26 protein-coding genes are annotated in these 22,163 nt (G+C 70.3%); 21 read left to right on the top strand and 5 right to left on the bottom strand.

Going from position 1 to position 22,163, the window contains the following annotated elements; translation table 11 throughout:
• Positions 1-84: 84 nt before the first annotated feature.
• The 8 genes from rpsP to FBY23_RS19165 all read left to right on the top strand — a co-directional run bounded on the left by rpsP (position 85) and on the right by FBY23_RS19165 (position 5,101).
• A complete protein-coding gene (gene rpsP / locus FBY23_RS19200; protein WP_141799605.1) occupies positions 85-582 on the top strand; it encodes a 30S ribosomal protein S16 in 498 nt (165 codons plus the stop codon).
• Between the two features lie 4 nt (positions 583-586).
• A complete protein-coding gene (locus tag FBY23_RS19195) occupies positions 587-826 on the top strand; it encodes an RNA-binding protein (RefSeq protein ID WP_141799604.1) in 240 nt (79 codons plus the stop codon).
• A gap of 65 nt (positions 827-891) precedes the next feature.
• Complete coding sequence (gene rimM / locus FBY23_RS19190; protein ID WP_222117883.1) at positions 892-1,440, top strand: ribosome maturation factor RimM; 549 nt, start codon at positions 892-894, stop codon at positions 1,438-1,440.
• Complete coding sequence (gene trmD, locus FBY23_RS19185; protein ID WP_141799603.1) at positions 1,437-2,588, top strand: tRNA (guanosine(37)-N1)-methyltransferase TrmD; 1,152 nt, start codon at positions 1,437-1,439, stop codon at positions 2,586-2,588. The genes rimM and trmD overlap by 4 nt, the downstream gene beginning before the upstream one ends.
• A 169-nt stretch (positions 2,589-2,757) precedes the next feature.
• A complete protein-coding gene (rplS, locus tag FBY23_RS19180) occupies positions 2,758-3,120 on the top strand; it encodes a 50S ribosomal protein L19 (RefSeq protein WP_141799602.1) in 363 nt (120 codons plus the stop codon).
• Positions 3,121-3,213: 93 nt separating this feature from the next.
• Positions 3,214-4,086 (top strand): signal peptidase I, encoded by an 873-nt coding sequence (lepB, locus tag FBY23_RS19175; RefSeq protein WP_260806088.1) that lies wholly within the window; start codon positions 3,214-3,216, stop codon positions 4,084-4,086.
• An 18-nt stretch (positions 4,087-4,104) separates the two neighbouring features.
• A complete protein-coding gene (locus FBY23_RS19170) occupies positions 4,105-4,782 on the top strand; it encodes a ribonuclease HII (protein ID WP_141799601.1) in 678 nt (225 codons plus the stop codon).
• A gap of 10 nt (positions 4,783-4,792) precedes the next feature.
• On the top strand, positions 4,793-5,101 hold the full coding sequence (locus FBY23_RS19165; protein WP_141799600.1) for a DUF2469 domain-containing protein: 309 nt from the start codon (positions 4,793-4,795) through the stop codon (positions 5,099-5,101).
• Positions 5,102-5,125: 24 nt separating this feature from the next.
• On the opposite strand, the gene FBY23_RS19160 is transcribed toward FBY23_RS19165, so the two are convergent.
• A complete protein-coding gene (locus FBY23_RS19160; protein WP_141799599.1) occupies positions 5,126-6,412 on the bottom strand; it encodes a TadE/TadG family type IV pilus assembly protein in 1,287 nt (428 codons plus the stop codon).
• Positions 6,400-6,888, bottom strand: a complete 489-nt coding sequence (locus FBY23_RS19155) for a TadE family protein (RefSeq protein ID WP_160158292.1) — start codon at positions 6,886-6,888, stop codon at positions 6,400-6,402. The genes FBY23_RS19160 and FBY23_RS19155 overlap by 13 nt, the downstream gene beginning before the upstream one ends.
• A gap of 388 nt (positions 6,889-7,276) precedes the next feature.
• Between FBY23_RS19155 and FBY23_RS19150 the strand changes: the two genes are divergently transcribed.
• The 7 genes from FBY23_RS19150 to FBY23_RS19120 all read left to right on the top strand — a co-directional run bounded on the left by FBY23_RS19150 (position 7,277) and on the right by FBY23_RS19120 (position 15,113).
• Positions 7,277-7,714: a TadE/TadG family type IV pilus assembly protein gene (locus FBY23_RS19150; RefSeq protein ID WP_222117882.1), complete on the top strand. Its 438-nt coding sequence runs from the start codon at positions 7,277-7,279 to the stop codon at positions 7,712-7,714.
• Between the two features lie 46 nt (positions 7,715-7,760).
• Positions 7,761-9,380, top strand: a complete 1,620-nt coding sequence (locus FBY23_RS19145) for a hypothetical protein (protein WP_141799596.1) — start codon at positions 7,761-7,763, stop codon at positions 9,378-9,380.
• Between the two features lie 128 nt (positions 9,381-9,508).
• The gene (locus FBY23_RS19140; protein WP_141799595.1) at positions 9,509-9,874 is read left to right on the top strand and encodes a YraN family protein; all 366 of its coding nucleotides are present in this window, start codon (positions 9,509-9,511) and stop codon (positions 9,872-9,874) included.
• Between the two features lie 77 nt (positions 9,875-9,951).
• Entirely contained in the window at positions 9,952-11,223 is a 1,272-nt protein-coding gene (locus FBY23_RS19135; protein WP_141799594.1) for an ATP-binding protein, read from the top strand.
• Between the two features lie 196 nt (positions 11,224-11,419).
• Positions 11,420-13,036 (top strand): YifB family Mg chelatase-like AAA ATPase, encoded by a 1,617-nt coding sequence (locus tag FBY23_RS19130; protein ID WP_141799593.1) that lies wholly within the window; start codon positions 11,420-11,422, stop codon positions 13,034-13,036.
• On the top strand, positions 13,033-14,181 hold the full coding sequence (gene dprA / locus FBY23_RS19125) for a DNA-processing protein DprA (RefSeq protein WP_141799592.1): 1,149 nt from the start codon (positions 13,033-13,035) through the stop codon (positions 14,179-14,181). The genes FBY23_RS19130 and dprA overlap by 4 nt, the downstream gene beginning before the upstream one ends.
• Entirely contained in the window at positions 14,178-15,113 is a 936-nt protein-coding gene (locus FBY23_RS19120; RefSeq protein ID WP_141799591.1) for a tyrosine recombinase XerC, read from the top strand. Before dprA ends, FBY23_RS19120 begins: the two co-directional genes overlap by 4 nt.
• Before the next feature lie 7 nt (positions 15,114-15,120).
• Here FBY23_RS19120 and FBY23_RS19115 read toward each other — a convergent pair whose 3' ends face one another.
• From FBY23_RS19115 to FBY23_RS19105, 3 genes are read right to left on the bottom strand one after another with little or no spacing between them, the layout of a single operon-like run.
• Complete coding sequence (locus tag FBY23_RS19115; protein WP_141799590.1) at positions 15,121-15,507, bottom strand: type II toxin-antitoxin system VapC family toxin; 387 nt, start codon at positions 15,505-15,507, stop codon at positions 15,121-15,123.
• Positions 15,504-15,791, bottom strand: a complete 288-nt coding sequence (locus FBY23_RS19110; protein ID WP_141799589.1) for a type II toxin-antitoxin system Phd/YefM family antitoxin — start codon at positions 15,789-15,791, stop codon at positions 15,504-15,506. The genes FBY23_RS19115 and FBY23_RS19110 overlap by 4 nt, the downstream gene beginning before the upstream one ends.
• A complete protein-coding gene (locus tag FBY23_RS19105; RefSeq protein WP_141799588.1) occupies positions 15,788-16,393 on the bottom strand; it encodes a peptidoglycan DD-metalloendopeptidase family protein in 606 nt (201 codons plus the stop codon). The genes FBY23_RS19110 and FBY23_RS19105 overlap by 4 nt, the downstream gene beginning before the upstream one ends.
• A 304-nt stretch (positions 16,394-16,697) precedes the next feature.
• Here FBY23_RS19105 and rpsB point away from each other — a divergent pair, with 304 nt between their 5' ends.
• The 6 genes from rpsB (at position 16,698) to pyrH (ending at position 22,141) form a co-directional block, all read left to right on the top strand.
• Positions 16,698-17,591 carry a 30S ribosomal protein S2 gene (gene rpsB, locus FBY23_RS19100; protein WP_141799587.1) on the top strand — a complete coding sequence of 298 codons (894 nt, stop codon included), beginning with the start codon at positions 16,698-16,700 and terminating at the stop codon, positions 17,589-17,591.
• Between the two features lie 42 nt (positions 17,592-17,633).
• Positions 17,634-18,443: a translation elongation factor Ts gene (gene tsf / locus FBY23_RS19095; protein WP_141799586.1), complete on the top strand. Its 810-nt coding sequence runs from the start codon at positions 17,634-17,636 to the stop codon at positions 18,441-18,443.
• Positions 18,444-18,632: 189 nt separating this feature from the next.
• Positions 18,633-19,838: an SHOCT domain-containing protein gene (locus tag FBY23_RS19090; protein ID WP_141799585.1), complete on the top strand. Its 1,206-nt coding sequence runs from the start codon at positions 18,633-18,635 to the stop codon at positions 19,836-19,838.
• Complete coding sequence (locus tag FBY23_RS19085; protein ID WP_141799584.1) at positions 19,835-21,091, top strand: TFIIB-type zinc ribbon-containing protein; 1,257 nt, start codon at positions 19,835-19,837, stop codon at positions 21,089-21,091. Before FBY23_RS19090 ends, FBY23_RS19085 begins: the two co-directional genes overlap by 4 nt.
• Positions 21,088-21,384 (top strand): hypothetical protein, encoded by a 297-nt coding sequence (locus FBY23_RS19080; RefSeq protein ID WP_222117881.1) that lies wholly within the window; start codon positions 21,088-21,090, stop codon positions 21,382-21,384. Before FBY23_RS19085 ends, FBY23_RS19080 begins: the two co-directional genes overlap by 4 nt.
• A 43-nt stretch (positions 21,385-21,427) precedes the next feature.
• Entirely contained in the window at positions 21,428-22,141 is a 714-nt protein-coding gene (pyrH, locus tag FBY23_RS19075; protein ID WP_141799583.1) for a UMP kinase, read from the top strand.
• The last annotated feature ends 22 nt before the right edge of the window (positions 22,142-22,163 follow it).

Below are 22,163 nucleotides of genomic sequence, written 5' to 3'. Positions count from 1 at the left end.
AACCCGTCCGAGCCCGGGCACCGGTGTCCCCACCTGGTCGTCCCTGGCTCACCCACCACCAGTTCTCAAGGAGACACCACAAACGTGGCCGTCAAGATTCGTCTGAAGCGCCTGGGCAAGGTCCGGGTCCCGCAGTACCGCATCGTCATCGTCGACTCGCGCAAGAAGCGCGACGGCGCGGTGATCGAGGAGATCGGCAAGTACCACCCCAAGGAGGACCCGTCGTACATCGACGTCGTCTCCGAGCGGGCGCAGTACTGGCTCGGCGTCGGCGCGCAGCCGTCCGAGGCCGTCGCCCGGATCCTCGAGATCACCGGTGACTGGCAGAAGTTCAAGGGCATCGACGGCGCCGAGGGCACCCTCAAGGTCAAGGAGCCCAAGCGCGACAAGCTCGAGATCTTCAACGAGGCCCTCAAGGAGGCCGCCAGCGAGCCCAAGGCTTCGGCGACCACCGCCAAGAAGAAGGCCGAGAAGAAGGCTGACAAGGTCGAGGACAAGGTCGAGGACAAGGTCGAGGAGGCGCCCGCCGAGGCGGCTGCCGAGGAGACCACCGACGCCCCGGCCGAGACCCCCGAGGCCTGAGCCGATGCTGGCTGACGCGCTGGAGCACCTCGTCCGCGGAGTGGTCGACCACCCCGACGACGTGGTCGTGCGCGACAAGCAGCTGCGCCGTGGCGCCGTGCTCGAGGTCCGGGTCCACCCCGACGACCTCGGCAAGGTGATCGGTCGCAGCGGTCGCACCGCGACCGCGTTCCGCACGGTGATCTCCGCGATCGCCGGCAACAGCAGCACCCGGATCGACTTCGTCGACACCGACCGCCGCTGACCGTCTCATCCGAGCAGCCCCGCACCGATGTGCGGGGCTGCTCGCATTTCCGGGACAATGGGCGCGTGGAGAGCATCGAGGTCGTCGTCGGCCGCATCGGCAAGCCGCACGGCATCCGGGGTGAGGTGACCGTCGACGTCCGCACCGACGAGCCGGAGCGCCGGTACGCCGACGGTGCGGTGCTCCAGGTCGAGGCGCCGCGCGGCTCGGCGTTCGCCGCCCGCACCCTCACCGTGAGCCGCACCCGCTGGCACCAGGGCGTGCTGCTCGCGAGCTTCGCCGAGCTGCCCGACCGCACCGCCGCGGAGGCGGCGCGCGGCGTGGTGCTGCGGGCCGTCGTACCCGTCGACGAGCGGCCGGAGGATCCCGAGGAGTTCTACGACCACCAGCTCGTGGGCCTGGCCGCGGTCGACCTCGAGGGCACCCCGCTCGGCGAGGTGGTCGGCCTGACCCATGGCGCCCAGGACCTGCTCCGGATCAGGACCGCCGACCGCCGCGAGGCGCTGGTGCCCTTCGTCAGCGCACTGGTGCCCGAGGTCGACCTCGCCGGTGGCCGCGTGGTCATCGTTGACCGCCCCGGTCTGGTCACGCCGTTCCCGGAGGACGACGAGTGAGGCTCGACTACCTCACCATCTTCCCCGACTTCTTCGCTCCCCTGGAGCTCTCGCTGCCGGGCAAGGCGTCCGCGAGCGGGCTGCTGGACGTCGGCGTCCACGACCTGCGGCAGTGGACCCACGACCGGCACCGCAAGGTCGACGACACCCCCTACGGCGGCGGTGCCGGCATGGTCATGAAGCCCGAGCCCTGGGGCGAGGCGTTCGACCAGCTGCTCACCCCGGGCACGACCGTCGTCTTCACGACACCCTCCGGCGAGCCGTTCGACCAGCGCCTGGCCGAGCAGCTCGCCACCCGCGAGCGCCTGGTCTTCGCGTGCGGACGCTACGAGGGCATCGACCAGCGAGTCATCGACCACGCGCGCGAGGTGGCCGAGGTCCGCGAGATCAGCCTCGGCGACTACGTCCTCAACGGCGGCGAGGTCGCCGCGCTGGCGATCACCGAGGCCGTCGTCCGCCTGCTGCCGGGCTTCATGGGCAACGCGGCGTCGCTGGTCGAGGAGTCCCACGCCGAGGGCGGGCTGCTGGAGTACCCCGTCTACACCAAGCCGCCGCAGTGGCGCGGCCACGAGGTCCCCGCCGTCCTGCTCTCCGGCGACCACGGCAAGGTCGCGGCCTGGCGCCACGAGCAGGCCGTACGACGCACCGCCGAGCGCCGTCCCGACCTGCTGGCGCCCTCCGTGCTCGACGACGGGACGCCGATCGTGCGGGCCACCCCCGGCGACGCGGGCGAGATCCTCACCCTGCAGCGCGCCTGCTGGCTGCAGGAGGCCCAGGCCAACGACACCCTCGACATCCCGGCCCTGCAGGAGTCGCTCGACGACGTGCGCGCCTGGCTGGGGGAGTGGGACACCTGGGTCGTACGACGCGCCGGCCGGCTGGTCGGCGCCGTGCGCGGCCGGCTGGAGGACGACCACACCTGGGACATCGGCCGGGTCATGGTGGCGCCCGACCTGCAGGGCAGCGGGCTCGGGCGGATCCTGCTCGAGCACATCCAGGCGGTGGCGCCGGCCGGCGTGACGTCGTACGTCCTGTTCACCGGGGCGGCGAGCGCCCGCAACCAGCGGCTGTACAAGAAGGCGGGGTTCCGGCTGCGCAGCGACCTGCCCGGCCCGCCGCACACGGTCACGCTCACCAAGCGCCGCTGAGCACCGCTGAGCACCGCTGAGCGCCATTTTGGGCGGCCGCCGCCTGCTGTGGGAGGATTGCTGGTCGGTGTCACGGACGCTTCTGCCACAGGGGAATCGCCGATCGTGACGCTCCGATCCGCATCCCACCACCACCGCGGCTGACCTGTGTGCATTCGCGAGGAGAATCATGAGCAACCCCACCCCCGCCGTGGTCACCGACCTCGGCAACGCCGCCAAGCGTGCCGACGTCCCGGCCTTCCGCGCCGGTGACACTGTCAAGGTCCACGTCAAGGTCATCGAGGGCAACCGCTCCCGTGTCCAGGTGTTCCAGGGCGTCGTGATCCGCGTCCACGGCTCCGGCATCGGCCGTACCTTCACCGTCCGCAAGGTCTCCTTCGGCGTCGGTGTCGAGCGGACCTTCCCGCTCCACTCGCCGATCTTCGAGACCATCGAGGTCGTCACCCGCGGTGACGTCCGTCGCGCGAAGCTCTACTACCTGCGCAACCTCACCGGCAAGAAGGCCAAGATCAAGGAGCGCCGCGAGGTCTGACGAGACCCCGATCAGCGCTACCACGAAGGCCCGACCGGACACGGTCGGGCCTTCGTGCGTCCTGCGTGGGGCGTGCTCCTAGACTCGACTCTCGTGACGACCGACGACTCCGCCGCGGACTCCGCCGCCCAGGTCCCCGACCCGAAGGCGACCGACCAGGCGGGCTCCCGGTCCTCCTCCGGCCAGCGCAAGCACCTGCCGGTGTGGCAGGAGAGCATCCTGCTGCTCGCGGTCGCGCTGGGCCTGGCGATCGTGATCAAGGCACTGTTCGTCCAGGCCTTCTACATCCCCTCGGAGTCGATGGAGCCCGGCCTGGTCAAGAACGACCGGATCCTGGTCCAGAAGGTCTCCTACTGGTTCGGCCGTACGCCGAAGCGCGGCGACGTCGTCGTCTTCCAGGATCCCGGCGAGTGGCTCGGGCCCGCCGACAGCCAGGGCCCGACCGGGGTCGCGAACCTGCTGTCCAAGGTCGGCCTCTACCCGACCGGCGGCCACCTCGTGAAGCGGGTCATCGGCACCGAGGGCGACGTCGTCGAGTGCTGTGACGAGAAGGGCCGGATCAAGGTCAACGGCAAGGCCATCGACGAGTCCGCCTACCTCGGACCCGACCCGGGACAGTGCAACGCCGAGATCGACGACTTCGTCAGCGAGCGCGAGACCGGCCTGTCCCGGCCCTGCGACTGGATCATCGGCCCGATCCCGAAGGGCAAGCTGCTCGTCCTCGGTGACAACCGCGGCCACTCCGCCGACTCTCGTGCGCACCTGTGCAGCCCCAGCGAGGACCCCTGCACCCAGAGCCCGTGGGTCGACACCGACCTCGTCGTGGGCAAGGTCTTCACGCTGATCTGGCCTCGTGACCGCTGGCGCTGGATCAGTCGCCCGGAGGTCTTCGACGGCATCCCCGACAATCCACCGGCCGACCTGCTGGACAAGGCGGAGAAGGCCGACACCGTCCCCGGTACCTGATCGGAGGGAGCACCCGGCATGTCCTCGCTGCCCAGGGGCGCGACGGTACGACGCGACGCCGGCATCTACGGCTACGAGCGCGCCCTGCGCCGGCACGGCTTCGAGCCGGTCGCCGGCGTCGACGAGGCCGGCCGCGGGGCCTGCGCCGGCCCGCTCGTCGCGGGTGCGGCGATCCTGCCCGCCGGCAAGGCCGGGATCGTCCCCGGCCTCGCGGACTCCAAGCTGCTCACGGCCGCCGCCCGGGAGCGCTGCTACGACCAGATCGTGCGCCGGGCACTGTCCTGGTCGGTCGTGGTGATCCCGCACGACGAGTGCGACCGCCTCGGGATGCACGTCGCCAACGTCCAGGCACTGCGGCAGGCCGTCGCCAAGCTGGACCTGCCGGCGTCGTACGTGCTGACCGACGGCTTCCCGGTCGACGGCCTCGGCGTACCCGGCCTCGCCGTCTGGAAGGGCGACCGGGTGGCCGCGTGCGTCGCGGCGGCGTCGGTGCTCGCGAAGGTCACCCGGGACCGGATCATGCTCGACCTCGACCGGGACTGGCCGGCGTACGACTTCAAGACGCACAAGGGCTACATCACCGCCACCCACACGGCCGCCCTCGAGGAGCACGGGCCCTCGCCGATCCACCGGATGCGGTTCGTCAACGTGCGACGCGCGGCAGGACTCGAGCCGCTGCCTGGGGGAGAGGGCTAGAGTCGCCCTCGTGAGTGCCGAGGAGCTCGAGAAGTACGAGACCGAGCAGGAGCTGAACCTCTACCGGGAGTACCGCGACGTCGTCGGCATCTTCAAGTACGTCGTCGAGACCGACCGCCGGTTCTACCTGTGCAACTCGGTCGACGTGAAGGCCCGCTCCGAGGGCGGCGACGTGTTCTTCGAGGTCACCATCGCCGACGCCTGGGTCTGGGACATGTACCGCCCGGCGCGCTTCGCCAAGAACGTCAAGGTGCTCACCTTCAAGGACGTCAACGTCGAGGAGCTGGCGACCTCCGACCTGGAGCTGCCGAAGCCGTAGCCGGCGCTCGACCCGTCCGGCCGTTCAGTCGCTCAGGTGCAGGCCGCTCGGCGGGACGCGCCACTCGCGGTCGATGCCGTTGGTGACGACCAGGTGCGAGTTCTGGCCGTTCATGTAGAGGTCATTGACGACGATCGAGCCGCTGTTGACCTGGTTGCCCGAGTTGCCGTTGGCGTACAGCAGCGAGCTCAGTGCGTAGATGGTGCCGGTGATGGTGGTCTCGCCGTTGCCCTGGATGTTGAGGACCCGGGTGTTGTTGCGGTCGTAGACGATCGCCAGGTCCCCGAAGCCGGGCGCGCCCGCGGTCAGGTTCACGCCGTTGCTGTTGGTCGCGTCGAAGGCCCCGCCCGCCTGGCCCTGGGCGCAGCGCGTCGGTGCCGTGGGGGTCCCGCACACGGCGTAGAGGGTGACGCCGACGCCCTTGAGCACGGTCTTGTTGCCCATGCTCCAGGTGCCGGTGAGGACGTAGAGGCCCGGTGCGAGGGTGCAGTCGTCCTTGTTGCCCAGGGTCGCGTCGCCGTAGACGCCGGGGCCGTCGGTACAGGGGTCGGTCCTCGCCGTGCCGTACGGCGCCGGCATGGCCCAGCCCCCGAGCGGGTCGCCCATCTTCGTGTCCACGGTTTCGGCCGCGGGGGAGTAGTTTCCGGTGGCGCTGGTCTCCACGGTGATCTCGTTGCCGTCGCCGATCGCCTCGACGTGGCCGTTCGGCCCGGTCGACACGCTGCCGTTGAAGTGCACGCTGCTCGCGGTGACGGTCGCATCGCCGTTGCCCAGGGTGTGGGGGCCCTCCCCGAGCACGCACAACGAGCACTTGAACACCACGCCCGGGTCGATGTTCGAGGTCGCTACGGCGCCGATGTGGAGCTCGCTGACCCCCATCAGCCCGGCGAGCGCCGTCTTCACGCTGCGCTGCGGCACCCGCACCCGGACCCGGCTCGGCCGGTCCGCGTCGTCGAAGGAGATGCACTGCGAGGTGGGGGCGTACGCCAGGTGGCCCGGATCCTTGCACCCGGCCCAGGCCGCGGCCGCGACCCTGAAGTTGGCTGCCGCATAGTCCTGGGCCGCGGCTGTCGCCAGCGCCGGCTGGGCCACGCCCTTCGCGTCGTAGAGCACGTTGCCGGCCGCCAGGGCCGAGGCGTCGGCCGCGTTCTGTGCCTGGCCGCGCACGTCCCGGGCCAGGCCCAGGTCGATCACGAGGGAGGCCGCCATCAGCAGCACGACGGCGATCAGGGCGACGAGCACCGCGACGGCGCCCCGCTCGTCGTCCGGGCGTCGCCGCAGGGCGCGCCGAGGGCCGGTCACGAGCACCACGACCAGCTCTGACCCGTCGGCACCGACTCGGCCGATCCGGTGCCCGTGGGCTTGGTCGTGTCCTCCTCGATCGACATCCGCAGGCTCGCGCGCACGTAGCCGCCGTTGGGCATCGGCAGCATCCCGAAGTCACCGCGCGAGCGCACCAGGACGCAGACCTGCAGGAGGTTCCCCCGTGCCCAGCCGTCGGGCGCGGAGATCTTCACGTAGGTGTCCGCCGGCGCCCGGTCGACCATCTTCTCGACGGTGCACGCGATGCCGGGCCAACCGGTCGTCGTACCGCAGCCGGGGGAGTTCTTGCCCACCACCGACATCCGGGCGGTCTCCCGGACCCCCTGGTTGGCGTTCAGGGAGTCGTCGAAGTACAGGCCGTACTGGAGGATCCCGAAGACGATCATCACCAGCAGGCCGCCGACGAGCGCGAACTCGAGCGCCGCCGCACCGCGCGCCTCACCGGTCGCACCGGTGCGACGCACACGTCGTCGTCCCAGAGCCATTCCTGCCTCCCCCTCGACGGCCCGAGCCGACCGAACTCCCGGTTAGATTGTCGGCACCGGCCGCGCGTGAGCGAAGCCCGAACGGACGCCTTTTGCCCTCGGCGCCGAAGTCGGGCCGACCGTCAGGGACCCGCGTGACGCCGGCGCACCATGGGCGGCTCCTGAACGGGTGGTGTCCGTGGGGACCATCGTCCCGGGCGGCAGGGGCCATGGGGTCCTAGTCCCAACGGGCTATCCCGCCCTCGTCGTCCGAGTGGAATGCCCCGGGATCCGTTCCCCGGTCGTTCGTCGCGCCACTACTGTGTGCGCAACGCCGCTCGGGGGCGTCATGGGAGCGATCCGGGGAGGCCGGCCGATGAGGCGCTGTGTGGGAGGGACGGGTGCTCTGCCGCGCCGTCGACGTACGGGCGACAGGGGCGCGGCCTCGGTCGAGTTCGCGCTGATCCTGTTCCCGCTGATGCTCATCGTGTTCGGCATCATCAACTACGGCGACATGTTGAGCGTGCGGCAGTCGGTGAGCCAGGCCGCCTCCGAGGGGGCGCGCGCGGCCGCGGTCAGGATCGGCAGCGAGGACAGCAAGCGTGACGCGGGACTCGCCGCGGTCAAGGACGCGCTCGCCGCGCAGCGACAGAAGTGCAAGACGGGCGTGGACGGGTGCTCGGTGACCTTCGAGAACTGCCCCGGCGAGACGTCGAAGCGGTGCGCGCGGGTGAAGGTGGTCATCGCGTACGACACGCTGATCCCGGGCTTCGGGCTGGTCCTGCCCGACACCCTGCACTACACCGCCGTGGCGAGGGTGAGCTGACGTGGCCCGCGGGAGTCGCGCTCGGGCGTGCCCCGACGAGCGTGGAGTGACGGCGGTCCTGGTCGCGGTACTGATGTCCGTCGTCCTGCTGGTGTCGGCCGCGTTCGCCGTCGACCTGGGCCAGCAGCGGGTGGTGCGTCGCGACATGCAGGCGGTCGCCGACGTCGTCGCGATGGACGTCGCGTGGCAGCTCGACGGCAGGACGCTCAAGACACTGATGACCAACGGCGTGATCTCGGACGCCGTCAACGCCTCGCTCGCGCGCAACAGGGACAGCTTCGGTGCGGATGCCGACGTCACCTGGAAGGTCGGCAAGGTCGACGCCGCTGGTGACTTCGTCGCCTTCAGCCAGCCCGCTGACGACGCCGAGTCGCCGAGCGCGGTCCGGGTGCTGGCGCACTCGTCGACGAAGTTCAGCTTCGGTGGGATGACCGGGCGGTCCAAGGGCGACGCGACCCGGTCGGCGGTCACCTCGGTCGAGAAGGGCGCCTGCTTCACGGTCGGCACCTACGCCGCCCGGATCAGGCTCGGCGACGGCACCATCCTCGGCCCGCTGGTCAAGGCGCTGGGGACCGACGTCGGACTGAACGTGCTCGACGCCCAGGGCCTTGCCGCGGCGGACATCAAGCTGCTCGACCTGGTGAACACGGGCCTCATCGCCGGTGGCTTCGACGACTTCGTCGATGCGAGCGTCTCCCTCGGCACCTTCTACCTGGCCATGGCGCAGGTGCTCCAGAACCAGGGCGGTCATGCGGCGCAGGTCGCGCTCCTGCAGAAGCTGGCCACCGTCGCCGCGAAGGACATCATCGTCAACGTGGCCGACATCGTCGGCCTCGACACCACCAGTTCGGCCGCCCTCGACGCGACGGTGAACGTCTTCGACCTGGTCTCGACGGCCGCCTTCGTCGCCAACGGCTCCAACGCGATCCTGGTGCCCAACCTCAACGTCAACGTGGTGGGGCTGTCGACGCTCACCGGCAGCGTGAAGATCGGGCAGAAGCCCATCCAGTACTGCGGGCGTGCCAAGTCCGTGGAGACCAAGGGGCATTCCAACCAGGTGGAGGTCAACCTGCGCGGCAACCTGGCCAACCTCGACCTCGGGCTGGTGTCGATCTCGGCGCCGATCACGCTGACGCTCAAGCTGACCCCGGCGGACGTGAGCCTCGACGACGTGCGGTGCCTCACCGACAAGAAGATCCTCGACTTCGTGACGACCAGTGGCCTGGTCAGCCTGGAGATCACCGTCGGCGACCCGGCCAACAGGAACAACCTCTCGGTCAAGGCGTTGCTGAATCTGATCAATCTCGTGGACGGGTACATCCGGCTCTACAGCACGCCGGCGCCCGCCGCGACCGAGACCAAGTCGGCCACCGTCGACCTCGAGAACTACGACGGCTCGGCCCCGGTCGAGTTCGGCACGGACTCGCTCGGCGTCCCCTATCTCAACCAGGACACGCACCTGAACGTGCTCGGGATCCTACCCGTCGGCGGGCTCCTGGGAGCGGTCGTGACGCCCCTGCTCTCCCTGGTCGTCAACCCGCTGGTGGCGGCCCTCGACAACGTCCTGCTGACCCCGCTGCTCAAGGCGCTGGGCATCAACGTCGCGGGCGCCGAGGTCTACGCGAAGAAGAAGGCGGACTGCGGGATCCCGCAGCTGGTGGGATGACGTCCCTCCTGCCCCATCCGTCCGTCCTCGGGCCGCTCGGCGTCCACAGGCCACCTCACCACGGGAGTTGTGCACAGGCCGGCCCCTCCTGAGCACCCTGCGTCCGCCCTGCTGACGACCATCGGTGCGTGACGACAGCACAGGCCCGCCGGGCGATCGGCGCGTACGGCGAGGACGTGGCCGTGCGCCACCTGACCGGGCTCGGGATGGTCCTGCTCGAGCGCAACTGGCGCTGCGCCGACGGCGAGGTCGACGTACTGCTGCGCGACGGTGCCACCCTCGTGGTGTGCGAGGTCAAGACCCGCACCTCCCTCGCGGCCGGCACCCCGCACGAGGCGATCACCGACGCCAAGCTCGACCGGCTGCGGCGGATGGGGGAGCGGTGGGTGCTCGAGCGCGGCGTCCGCCCCGACGGGATCCGGGTCGACCTGGTCGCGATCCTGCGCCCGCGCCGCGGTCCCGCGGTCGTCGACCACGTTCGGGGGCTGTGCTGATGCCCGGCGTGCTGGAGGTAGCGTAGAGATCCTGCTCAAGGTAGCGTCAATGTCCTGCTAACGGTAGCGTATGGCGCATGCCCTATCTTCCGCGCACTGTGGACGAGGAACTCGATGAGCTCCTCGCTGCCGCACCCGCGGTGGCGATTGACGGGCCGAAGGGTGTCGGGAAGACGGAGACGGCCGCGCGCCGTGCGACGATGTCGTGGATGCTGGACGATCCCGCTCAGCTGGCGCTGGTCGAGGCTGACCCTGCCTTCGCCAACGCGGCGTCGGGCACTCTGCTGATCGATGAGTGGCAACGACTGCCCGCCGTCTGGGACGTCATCCGCCGACAGGTGGATGCTGGAGCACCTCCCGGTCGCTTTCTGCTGACCGGCAGCGCGACACCTCCGTCGGAGGCCGTCACGCACTCAGGCGCAGGGCGGATCCTCTCGCTGCGGATGAGGCCGATGGCACTCCATGAGCGTCACCACGCGGTCACCACCTCGAGCGACGCGCCGCCGCTGATCAGTCTGGGCGACCTGCTCGCGGGAGCGTCTCCTGCCATCGCCGGCGCAACCCATCAGACACTGGCGGACTACCTCGATGCCATCGAGTCGAGTGGATTCCCGGGAATCGCCGGACAACCTTTGAGGTTGCGGCGAGCGCTCCTGGACTCCTACCTTCAGCGGGTCATTGATCGGGATCTTCCTGACCTCGGATTTGGTGTACGCCGGCCCGAGACGCTGCGCCGGTGGCTGGCTGCCTACGCTGCCGCGTCCTCGTCGGCGGCGTCCTACTCCACGATCCTCGACGCCACGACGGCCGGTGACGGCTCGCAGCCTGCGAAGACCACGACCATCGCCTACCGCGACCACCTGACCCGCCTGTGGCTTCTCGACCCCGTCCCGGGCTGGAGTCCGAGCCGCGGGGCCTTCGCGCGACTCCAGCAGGCTCCCAAGCATCAGCTCGCCGACCCGGCTCTGGCTGCCCGGCTGCTCAACCTGTCCGCCGCCGCGCTCGCGACGGCCCGGGGCAGCCACATGGCAGGGCCGCTCTTCGAGTCGCTGGCGACGTTGACGGTCAGGGTGGCCGCGCAGGCCGCCCAGGCACGAGTGGGGCATCTGCGTACCCGCAATGGCGACCATGAGGTGGATCTGATCGTCGAGGGACCAGAGGGCCAGGTGCTCGGGATCGAGGTCAAGCTCGCCGCGAGTGTCACCGACGCCGATGTCCGGCACCTGCACTGGCTCCGCGATCGGATCCCAACCGACATCGTGGACCTGATGGTCATCACGACCGGTCGCCAGGCCTACCGCCGTCGCGACGGGATCGCCGTGGTCCCCCTGGCGTTGCTGAGCGCCTGACGCGTCTCGCGGACCACACTGGCCCCGGGGCGTGACATCGGCTATCAACAGGGCCGGCGAGCAGGCCGCTTCTCCACAGCAGTGCTCGGGCTCGAGCCCAGGTGTGAGCATGAAGGAGCACCGTGTCGTCCATGGTCAACCCCCATCGACACGCAATGATCGACGACGACCCGCGTCACCTCGGGCGGCGGAACTGATGCCCTTCGCGACAGCGCGGTGCGTTGCACTGGCAGGTGCCGTTGGCCATCTCATCGACGTCCAGACCGATGTCTCCGTCGGACAGCCCACGACAGTGGTCGTCGGGCGAGCTGACGCATCGCTGCGCGAGGGCGTCGACCGGGTGCGGATGGCGTTGATCAACAACGACCTGCACTGGCCGGCGACCAAGCGCTGCACGTTCCTGTTCTCGCCCGCGGACCTGCGAAAGTCCGGGACGCATTTCGACCTGGCGATGGCGGTGAGCCTGCTGGCAGCGGACGGGCAGCTCGAGCCGCCTTGGCTGGACAGCATGGCCTTCGTCGGTGAGCTGACGCTCGCAGGCGGTCTGCGCCCGACATTGGGAGTGCTGCCGATGACGCTCGCTGCAGCTGCCGCCGGCATCCGCCGGATCTTCGTGCCCGAGCCCCAGGTCGCCGAGGCGATGATGGTGCCGGACATGGAGGCGATCGGGGTTCGGTCGCTGAGCCAGGTCATCGCCACCCTCCGCGGCGAGGAACCGCCGGACGCGCCTCCGGTGACCGCATCGACAGGTCTCCAACTGATCACCTGGCGGGGTGAGGAGCGGCTCGACGAGCTCGACCTCGCCGACCTGTACGGCATGGATGAGGAGAAGTACGCCGTCGAGGTGGCCGCGGCCGGCGGACACCCGATCCAGCTGTCGGGCCCGAAGGGGTGCGGCAAGACCAGCCTGGCCGAGCGGATCCCGACGATCCTGCCCGACCTCACGCCTGAGGAGTCCCTCGAGCTCACTGCCCTTCAGTCCCTGGCTGGAGTGCTCGATCCCGGCGACGGCATGGTGGTCCGGCCACCCTTCGCTGCGCCGCACCACGACGCCAGCAAGGTCAGCGTGATCGGCGGCGGGTCCGGGCGGGTCCAGCCCGGGGAGATCAGCCGAGCCCACTGCGGCGTGCTCTTCATGGACGAGTTCCCGCTGTTCCGCTCCGATGTCATCGAGGCACTCCGTCAGCCGCTAGAGAACGGCGACATCACCATCGCGCGTCGTGACGAGTCGATCACGTTGCCTGCCGGTGGAATGCTGGTTCTCGCCAGCAACCCGTGTCCCTGCGGCAACTGGTCAGCGGTCGCCCGCTCCAACCGGTGCACCTGCGCCGAGACCGTGCGCCGGGCCTACCGGGCCAGGATGTCGGGCCCGATCGTCGATCGGATCGACATCGTGCGTCATGTCCTGCCCCCGTCTCCGGCCAGTCGTGACCCCTTCCGGTCCGTCGAGACGTCCGCCGAGGTGCGTGTGCGGATTGCCGCCGCGCGCGAGCGCCAGCAGGAGCGCTTCGCCGGTCGAAGCTGGCGACTCAACGCGCACATCCCGAGTCCCCGCCTCAAGGACGTCTGGCCCTTGGCCGACCAGGCACAGCGAGTGATCGACGCAGAGATGCTCGCGGGGCGGCTCAGCGCCCGCGGCGCCGTGCGCGTCCACCGCCTTGCCTGGACCGTTGCAGACCTGCGCTCGGTGCGCACCGGGCGTGACGTCGAACCGGGCGTCGACGAGGCTCGCACGGCGCTCCGCCTGCGCTCGGCACGATCGCTGGACCTCGCGATGTTCCGCTCTGACGCTTCCGAAGAGGGCATCGCGTGACCACCGCAGACGACGAGCGCCTCGCTCGCGTCACCATCAACCTCGCGACCGAGCCCGGGGACGTGCGGTGTCTCGGCCTCACCCGCGAACTGGGAGGGACGACCTTCCTCGAGGTGCTGCGGGAGCGTCCCGATCTGCGGCCGGAGTTCCGGGCTGCCGCCGGCCGGTTGGAGCAAGCGGATCCCGAGCGGGTCTTGGACAGCGCCTTGCGGCGCGGCATCCGGTTCGTAGTTCCGGGCGACGATGAGTGGCCGTCGTCCCTCGATGCCCTGGCCAGCGCGGGCGTGTTGCATGCACGCGGGGAGGTTCCGGTCGGGCTGTGGGTGCGCGGGCCACTCCGCCTCGACCGCCTCGGTGCAGCGGTCGCGGTAGTGGGCTCGCGATCCTCGACCGACTATGGCGACCGTGTCGCCGGCGACATGGCGGCCGTCCTGGGCGCGGCCGGTCGGACGGTTGTCTCCGGGGCGGCCTACGGTGTCGACTATGCCGCCCATCGCGGAGCGGTCGCTGCCGACGGCCACACCGTTGCCGTGCTCGCCTGCGGAGTGGACATCGCCTACCCGGCCGCCCATCGACAGATGCTCGAACACCTCGGTGCCCAGCACGCGGTCGTCTCCGAGGCACCGCCAGGATCCGCGCCCCTCCGGATCAGGTTCCTGGCCCGCAACCGCCTCATCGCGGCACTGACGAGCGGCACAGTGGTCGTCGAGGCGGCCATCCGCAGCGGCGCCCTCAATACCGCGTCGTGGGCAGATCTGCTCCACCGCACTGTGATGGGTGTGCCGGGCCCCGTCTTCAGTGCAGCCTCCGAGGGTGTGCACGAACTGCTCCGTTCGGGCAGGGGGTCGCTGGTCACCAGCGGCGCCGACGTCCTGGAACTCCTCGGCGCCTCGGGTGAGCACCTCCGCGAGATCCCCCGCGCACCCGCAACACCACGGGACCAGTTGACCATCCGTGCGCGGCAGGTCCTCGACGCCGTGCCGAAGGTGTCGCCGGCCCCTGCGACGTCGGTCGCGCGAGTCGCGGGGCTCGAGGCCGCCGAGGTGGAGCAGTTGTTGCAGGGGCTGGCGCTCGACGGACACGTCGAGCGGCTGCCGTCGGGTTGGCGGCTGGGGGAGGTCGTGCGTCCTACGATCGATCAGTGAGCGCCGCCGACGAAGACAAGCTGCCCGAGGCGTTCGCCCGTGTGTTGGGCGACTACGAGCGCCACCTCGTCGCCGAGCGCGACCTGACCGAGCACACCGTCCGGGCCTACGTGGGCGATATCGCCGGCCTGCTCGAGCACGCCGGCCGGCTCGGCCTCGCCGGCGTCGACGAGCTCGACCTGCGGACCCTGCGCAGCTGGCTCGCCAAGCAGCAGACCATGGGCCTGTCCCGTACGACGCTGGCCCGCCGAGCCACCGCGGCGCGGGTCTTCACCGGGTGGCTGGCCCGCACCGGCCGCACGCACAGCGACGTCGGCTCGGCGCTCGGGTCACCGCGCCCGCACCGCACCCTGCCCGACGTGCTGCGGGTCGACGAGGCCACCCGGCTGATCGGAGCCGCCGCCGAGCTCGCCGACGACGGCAGCCCGGTGGGCCTGCGGGACGTGGCGATGCTCGAGCTGCTGTACGCGACCGGCATGCGCGTCGGCGAGCTCTGCGGGCTCGCCGTCGACGACGTTGACCGCGACCGCAATGTCGTGCGGGTCTTCGGCAAGGGTCGCAAGGAGCGTGCGGTGCCGTTCGGCCAGCCGGCCGCCGCGGCACTCGACCGCTGGCTCGCGCAGGGCCGCCCAGCGTTGGCGCGCCCCGGATCCGGTCCGGCCCTGTTCCTCGGCGCCCGGGGCGGCCCGATCGGGCAGCGGGCCGTCCGCAGCCTGGTCCACCGCCGGCTCGCCGACGTCCCCGGAGCCCCCGACCTGGGACCCCACGGCCTGCGGCACACCGCTGCCACCCACCTCCTCGAGGGTGGGGCCGACCTGCGCTCCGTCCAGGAACTGCTCGGGCACGCCTCGCTGGCCACCACCCAGCGCTACACCCACGTCACCACCGACCGGTTGCGGCGCGCCTACCAGCAGGCGCACCCGAGGGCCTGAGCGCGGGTCACGCCGGCGCGGTGGTGACGAGGCCCTGTCGTTCGGCAGCCGTGCGCAGTCGGCTGTCGTAGCAGACCAGAACCTCCGCGCCGTGCCGCAGTGCCGTCGCCAGGTGGATCGCGTCGAGACCGCGAAGCGTGGGGTCCGGCAGAAGGCCGGCGTGCTGCAGCAGGGGAGAGCTCATCTCGAACAGGCTGATCGATTCGAGCACCTCGGTCGCCAGGCTCTGCTCGATCTCGTTGCGCATCGCAGCTCTGCGGACCTCGGTCACCAGCAGCTCGGAGGAGAAGATGCGCCCGGGGTCGAACCCGTTCAAGTAGTCCCTGAGCGCTTCGCTCTCGGCCTCGTCGGCGATGAGCTTCACCACGGCTGAGGTGTCCACGTAGAGCTTCACAGCCGGTCCTCGCGAAGCTCGTCGAGAACGTCCTGCATCGGACGCTTCGCCTTGACGGGCCTGATGGTGTTCCAACCCCGGCTCCTCGTTGCCGGCCGCGCCATCTCGGCGTGCCAGAGGTCGTCGGCGGAGGGCTGGCGCAGGATCGCGACCACCTCGCCGTGGTTGGTGATCTCGAACGACTCACCCGCCGCCACCCGCCGCAGGATCTCGGCGCTGTTCTTGCGCAGCTCGCGATGGGGGATCCGCTCGACGGCACTGCTCCTGACGATCGCCGCGTTCATCGGGTTGCCCCGACGTCCGTAGCAATCGTAGCAACTCCACGTCGCCCGATCGCCCGAGCGACGGGTTGGTCCCGCCACAGCGGCAGCAGCCGGACCGGGCCGGCGCCGACGAGGCGCAGCGGGTCGAGGTAGGTGTCGCCGGCGACCCAGCCCCAGTGCAGGCAGGCTCGGGGGAAGCAGTGCGATCCCGGCAGCTGGAGTGTGCCGATCACCTGGCCGGCGGCGAGCGTCGTGCCGACCGTGGCCGTGGCGGCGACGGGTTCGTAGGTCGTGCGGGTGGCGCCGTGCCCGACGACGACCACGCCGCGACCGGCGATCGGGCCGGCGAACACCACGGTCCCCGGCAGGGCGGTGCGGACCGGCTGGCCGGCGTGCCCGGCGAGGTCGACGCCGCGGTGGCCGGCGCCGTAGGGGGAGTCGGGCGGGTCGAAGTGGCGCACGACCTCGGGCACCGGGAGGAGCGGCCAGACTCCGACCGGATCCTGGGTGCCGCCGGGTTCGGCCCGCGCGGGGGCCGCCTGGACCAGCAGCCCGGCGAGGAGTCCGGTGAGCAGTCCGGCGACCACGGCCAGCAGGGCGGGGAGGGGGTGCGGGCGGGTCATGGGACGAGGATGCGGGGCAGGTCCGGCAGGGGCGGCGGGAGCGCGTCGGGCTGTGGAGGAGGGGCGGGGTGGACGGGGGCTGTGGAGAGCCCAGGTCACGGATTGGTACGACGGGCGCCCGACGCCGTACGCTGGTGGGTACCGGTCCGCCCTGGGCCGGAATTCGCTCGTCCGCAGACCACGACGGCTCCGCTCCGGAGCCGATCGCCCGTGGGCGTCGATCCTCAGTCCTCCCGGACCAGTCCGGGAGGTCGGGTCGCGTGCAGACGACAGGACCAACTGAAACAAGGCAATAGGAGACATCATGGCTGTCGTGACCATGCGCCAGCTCCTCGAGAGCGGCGTCCACTTCGGACACCAGACCCGTCGTTGGAACCCGAAGATGAAGCGATTCATCCTCACGGACCGCAACGGCATCTACATCATCGACCTGCAGCAGTCGCTGGCCTACATCGACCGCAGCTACGCCTTCGTCAAGGAGACCGTGGCCAAGGGCGGCACGATCATGTTCATCGGCACGAAGAAGCAGGCCCAGGAGGCGATCGCCGAGCAGGCGACCCGCGTCGGCATGCCCTACGTCAACCAGCGCTGGCTCGGTGGCATGCTCACCAACTTCGCGACGATGAACCAGCGGATCAACCGGCTCAAGGAGCTCGACGACGTCGACTTCGACGACGTGGCCGGCTCGAACCGGACCAAGAAGGAGCTCCTGCAGATGAAGCGGGAGCACGCCAAGCTCGAGAAGACCCTCGGCGGCATCCGCGAGATGTCCCGGGTCCCGTCGGCCGTGTGGATCGTCGACACCAACAAGGAGCACCTCGCCGTCGAGGAGGCGCGCAAGCTGCGCATCCCGATCATCGCGATCCTCGACTCCAACTGCGACCCCGACGACGTCGACTTCCCGATCCCGGGCAACGACGACGCCATCCGCGCCGTGGGCCTGCTGACCCGCGTCATCGCGGACGCCGCGGCCGACGGCCTCATGTCCCGCTCCGGTGCCGGCTCGGCCTCGAGCCCCGCCGCCGAGGAGCCCCTCGCCGCGTGGGAGCGCGAGCTCCTCGAGGGTGACGCCGCTGCTCCGGCCGCCGAGGCGACGGAGACCGCCGAGGCGCCCGCCGAGGAGGCCCCGGCCGCCGAGGCTGCTCCCGAGGCTGCTGCCGAGGAGACCCCCGCGGCCGACGCTCCGGCCGAGGCCTGAGCGTTCCCCTCCGTCCACCCCTTCGAGAAACAACGAGGATCCATGGCATTCACTGCTGCTGACGTCAAGAAGCTCCGCGAGCTGACCAGCGCCGGCATGATGGACTGCAAGAAGGCGCTCGACGAGACCGACGGCGACTTCGACAAGGCCGTCGAGCTGCTCCGTGTCAAGGGTGCCGCCAAGGCGGCCGCCCGCGGCGCCGAGCGCGAGACCTCGGCCGGCCTGGTGGCCAACGCCGGTGGCGCGCTCATCGAGCTGAAGTCGGAGACCGACTTCGTCGCGAAGAACGAGGAGTTCATCAAGGCCGCCCAGCAGATCGCCGAGGCGATCGACGCGGGCAAGGCCACCGACACCGAGTCGGCCAAGGCGCTGCCGCTGGGCGACAGCACCGTCGGCCAGGTCGTCGAGGGCCTCGCCATCACCATCGGCGAGAAGATCGAGCTCGGCAACGTCGCGTACTTCGACGGCCCCGTCGCGGTCTACCTGCACAAGCGTGCGGCCGACCTCCCGCCGGCCGTCGGCGTCATCGTCGAGTACGACGGCGACGAGGCTGCCGCCCGCGGCGCCGCCATGCAGGTGGCGGCCCTCAAGGCGCAGTACCTCACCCGCGACGAGGTCCCCGCGGACATCGTCGCCGCCGAGAAGGACGTCCTGACCAAGAAGACGATCGAGGAGGGCAAGCCCGAGGCTGCCGTCGCGAAGATCGTCGAGGGTCGCCTGGGCGGCTTCTTCAAGGAGCTCGTGCTCCTTGAGCAGGAGTCGGTCTCGGAGTCGAAGAAGACGGTCAAGGCCGTCCTCGACGCCGCCGGCACGACTGTCAAGCGGTTCGCCCGCTTCGAGGTCGGCGCCTGACCTGACGGTCCGGTGCACTGATCGCACCGACGGCCGGTGGTCACCTTCGGGTGGCCGCCGGCCGTCTGGTTTTTCACCTGTGCCGCCACCTGCCAGGGGGTAGGTTTGTGCCGCCCGGCCATCGGACATGTGTCGGACCTGCGCACCCGCACTCGCGGGTGCACATCGGTGTCAGAAGGAGAGCGTCACGTGGGACTCATCCAGGCTGCAATCGGTGCCATCGGCGGCACCCTCGCCGACCAGTGGGTCGACTTCTACGGAGTCCCCGACGGCGTGGGCTCGACGGTGGCGGTCTTCCCGGCGGTCGCCAAGGGTCAGAACGCCGGCCGGGGCAGCAACACCCAGGGCTCCGAGGGCGTCATCACCAACGGGTCGAAGATCATCGTGCCCGAGGGCTACGGCCTGGTCCTGATGGAGGACGGCGCCTTCACCGGCTTCGCCGCCGAGCCGGGCGCCTACATCTGGAACTCCGACGACCCGGCCTCGCAGTCGATCTTCACCGGCGGTGGCCTGGTCGACTCGCTGATCAAGCAGAGCTGGGAGCGCTTCAAGTTCGGCGGGCGTCCCTCCGCTCAGCAGTCCGCGATCTTCGTGACGCTCAAGGAGCTGCCCAACAACAAGTTCGGCACCCAGTCGGAGATCTACTGGGACGACGCGTTCCTCAACACCCAGGTCGGCGCGATCACCCGCGGCACCTACACGCTGAAGATCACCGACCCGCTGACCTTCATCCGCAACTTCGTGCCCGCCGACGTCATCGGCGGCCGCAAGGCGTTCGACTTCACCGACATCGACAACCCGGCCGGGGAGCAGCTGTTCAACGAGGTCGTCGGCTCGCTCGCGCCGGCGTTCTCGATGTACACCAACGACCCCGCCAAGGGGAACCGCATCGCCAAGCTCCAGCAGGACTCGATCGGCTTCGCCCAGTCGCTGTCCGCCGCGGTGGAGCAGAACTACCAGTGGCGCACCGACCGCGGCCTGGAGATCGTCAAGACCGCCATCATCTCGATCGAGTACGACGCCAACACCCGTGAGCTCCTCAAGAACGTCCAGCGTGCCGATGCGCTGTCCGGGTCGCGCGGCAACTCCAACCTCCAGGCCTCGGTCGCGGCCGGCATCGAGGCGGCCGGCGAGAACGCCGGTCCGGGTGGCCTGATCGGCATGGGCATGGCGACCGGCGGCATGGGTCTCGGCGGCCTGCAGCAGCCGGTGCCGCCCGCTCAGGCGCCCGCCGCCCCGGCGGCGACCGCCCCGCCCGCGGCTCCGGCCGCCCCCGCAGCCCCCGCCGCCGAGGACCCGATGGCGGTCCTCAAGCGCGCCAAGGAGATGCTCGACGCCGGGTTGATCACCCAGGAGGACTACGACGCTGCGAAGGCGAAGGCGCTCGGTCTGTGAGTCAGGAGTCCGCCGAGCCGAAGCAGCCCACCTTCGACGGGCCACCCCTGTCGCTGGAGGAGGAGCTCGCCGCGGCCAAGGCCGAGCCCGAGCCGGGCCCGAGCATCGAGACCGTCAACGAGTCGCTCAAGGACGGCCTCAACCGCTGCCCGAAGTGCGGGTCGACCGACGTCCGGCTGCGCGGCTCGACCGGCATGCTCGTGTGCCTGTTCTGCCGCAACGAGTGGCAGGAGGCCCGCGTCGAGGAGGAGTTCGGCCTCGGCGAGGGCATCGACCAGCTCGAAGGCACGGTCATCGCGAGCGGTGCGGGGGACATCGCGGCCGACGCGGCGGACCAGCTCACCTTCAAGTGCGAGGCGTGTGGTGCCGAGGTCGTCGTCGACACGGCCCACGCACTCAACGCCCGCTGCCACTGGTGCCGCCACACCCTCAACGTCAACCAGCAGATCCCCAACGGCGCCGTACCCGACGCGGTGCTGCCGTTCCGGTTGACCAAGGACGAGGCGGTCGAGAAGATCCGCGAGTTCGCCTCGAAGCGACGGCTCTTCGCGCACAAGCGGTTCAAGAAGGAGTTCGTCCCGGAGAACGTCCTGGGCGTCTACCTGCCGTACCTCGTCATCGACGCCCGCGCGGAGTCGCAGTACTGGGGCAAGGGTGAGGTCCAGACCCGGCGCTGGACGGAGAAGCAGGGTGACAACAACGTCACCTACTACGCCGCCGACGTCTACCAGGTCTCGCGACAGGTCTCGTTCACGGTCGACGACCTGACCGTCGAGGGATCCTCGGAGCGCGCCCAGATCGGGCCGGCCAACACCAACAACATCATCAACACGATCCTGCCGTTCGACACGAAGAACGCGGTGAAGTGGAACGCCAGCTACCTCGTGGGCTTCACCAGCGAGAAGCGCGACCTCAACGTCGAGGCGGTCCGCCCGCACCTCGAGGACCAGCTGCTCTCCATCGGCCGCTCGGAGGTCCGGGGGTCGCTGGGCCGGTTCGACCGCGGCGTGCGGTGGGAGCAGGAGAAGCTCGACGTGGGCGGCTCACGCTGGGTGTCGATGTACCTGCCGGTGTGGCTCTACTCCTACCGCCAGGAGAGCAACGGCATGCTCCACTACATCGCGGTCAACGCCCGCACGGGGGAGACCATGGGCAGCATCCCGGTCTCCCAGCCCAAGCTGCTCCTCGCGGCATTCACGGTCGGCACCTTCCTCGAAGGCATCGCCGGCGCGATCTTGGTGGCCTCGGCATGACACTCGACCTGATCACGACCCTGATCCCCGCGCTGGTCCCGATGGCGTCCGACGACGGGCCGGTCTGGCTGCTCGCCGCCGGACCCGCCGGCGGCGCGGCGACGTACTGGGCCTTCTACCGCTACTACCGCAACACCGACAAGTCCCACCAGTTCGAGCGGGACACCCTCATCGAGGCGCAGCCCGTCCAGGGCGGCGAGGAGAAGGTCGGTCACATCTCGAAGACTCGGGACTCCGACATCGACGGTGACAACAGCGACAACTACCGCCAACGGGTGCAGCGGGTGCAATGAGGCGCAATGCGGAGGTGCCGCGTCCGCCCGGTAAGGTCACCTCGTGCCCGGTTACAAGCGCGTCCTCCTGAAGCTCTCCGGTGAGGTGTTCGGCGGTGGCAAGGTCGGGGTCGATCCCGACGTCGTGCAGGCCATCGCCAAGGAGGTGAAGGCCGTGGCCGACGCCGGCGTGCAGATCGCCGTCGTCACCGGCGGCGGCAACTTCTTCCGCGGCGCCGAGCTGCAGACCCGCGGCATGGACCGGGTCCGGGCCGACTACATGGGCATGCTCGGCATCGTCATGAACTGCCTCGCCCTCCAGGACTTCCTGGAGAAGCAGGGCGTCGAGACCCGCGTGCAGACCGCGATCACGATGGGCCAGGTCGCCGAGCCCTACATCCCGCGGCGCGCGATCCGGCACATGGAGAAGGGCCGCGTGGTCATCTTCGGCGCCGGGATGGGCCTGCCGTACTTCTCGACCGACACCGTCGCCGTCCAGCGCGCGCTGGAGAGCCGGTGCGACGTCGTGCTGGTCGCCAAGAACGGCGTCGACGGTGTCTACAGCGCCGACCCGAACGTCGACCCGACCGCGACGAAGTACGACGAGCTGACCTACGACGACGCGATCGCCCAGGGCCTGCGGATCATGGACCAGACCGCGTTCGCGCTGTGCGGCGAGAACAAGCTGCCGATGATCGTGTTCGGCATGGAGCCCGAGGGCAACATCCTGCGGGTCGTGCAGGGTGAGAGGATCGGCACGCGGGTCAGCGCAGGCTGAGACACGCTGGACCGGCTGAACA

It is taken from the genome of Nocardioides sp. SLBN-35 (assembly GCF_006715725.1).
Taxonomy (GTDB): Bacteria; Actinomycetota; Actinomycetes; order Propionibacteriales; family Nocardioidaceae; genus Nocardioides.
Note: the sequence above shows the minus strand (reverse complement) of the source record. Positions and strands in the feature narration are given on the sequence as shown.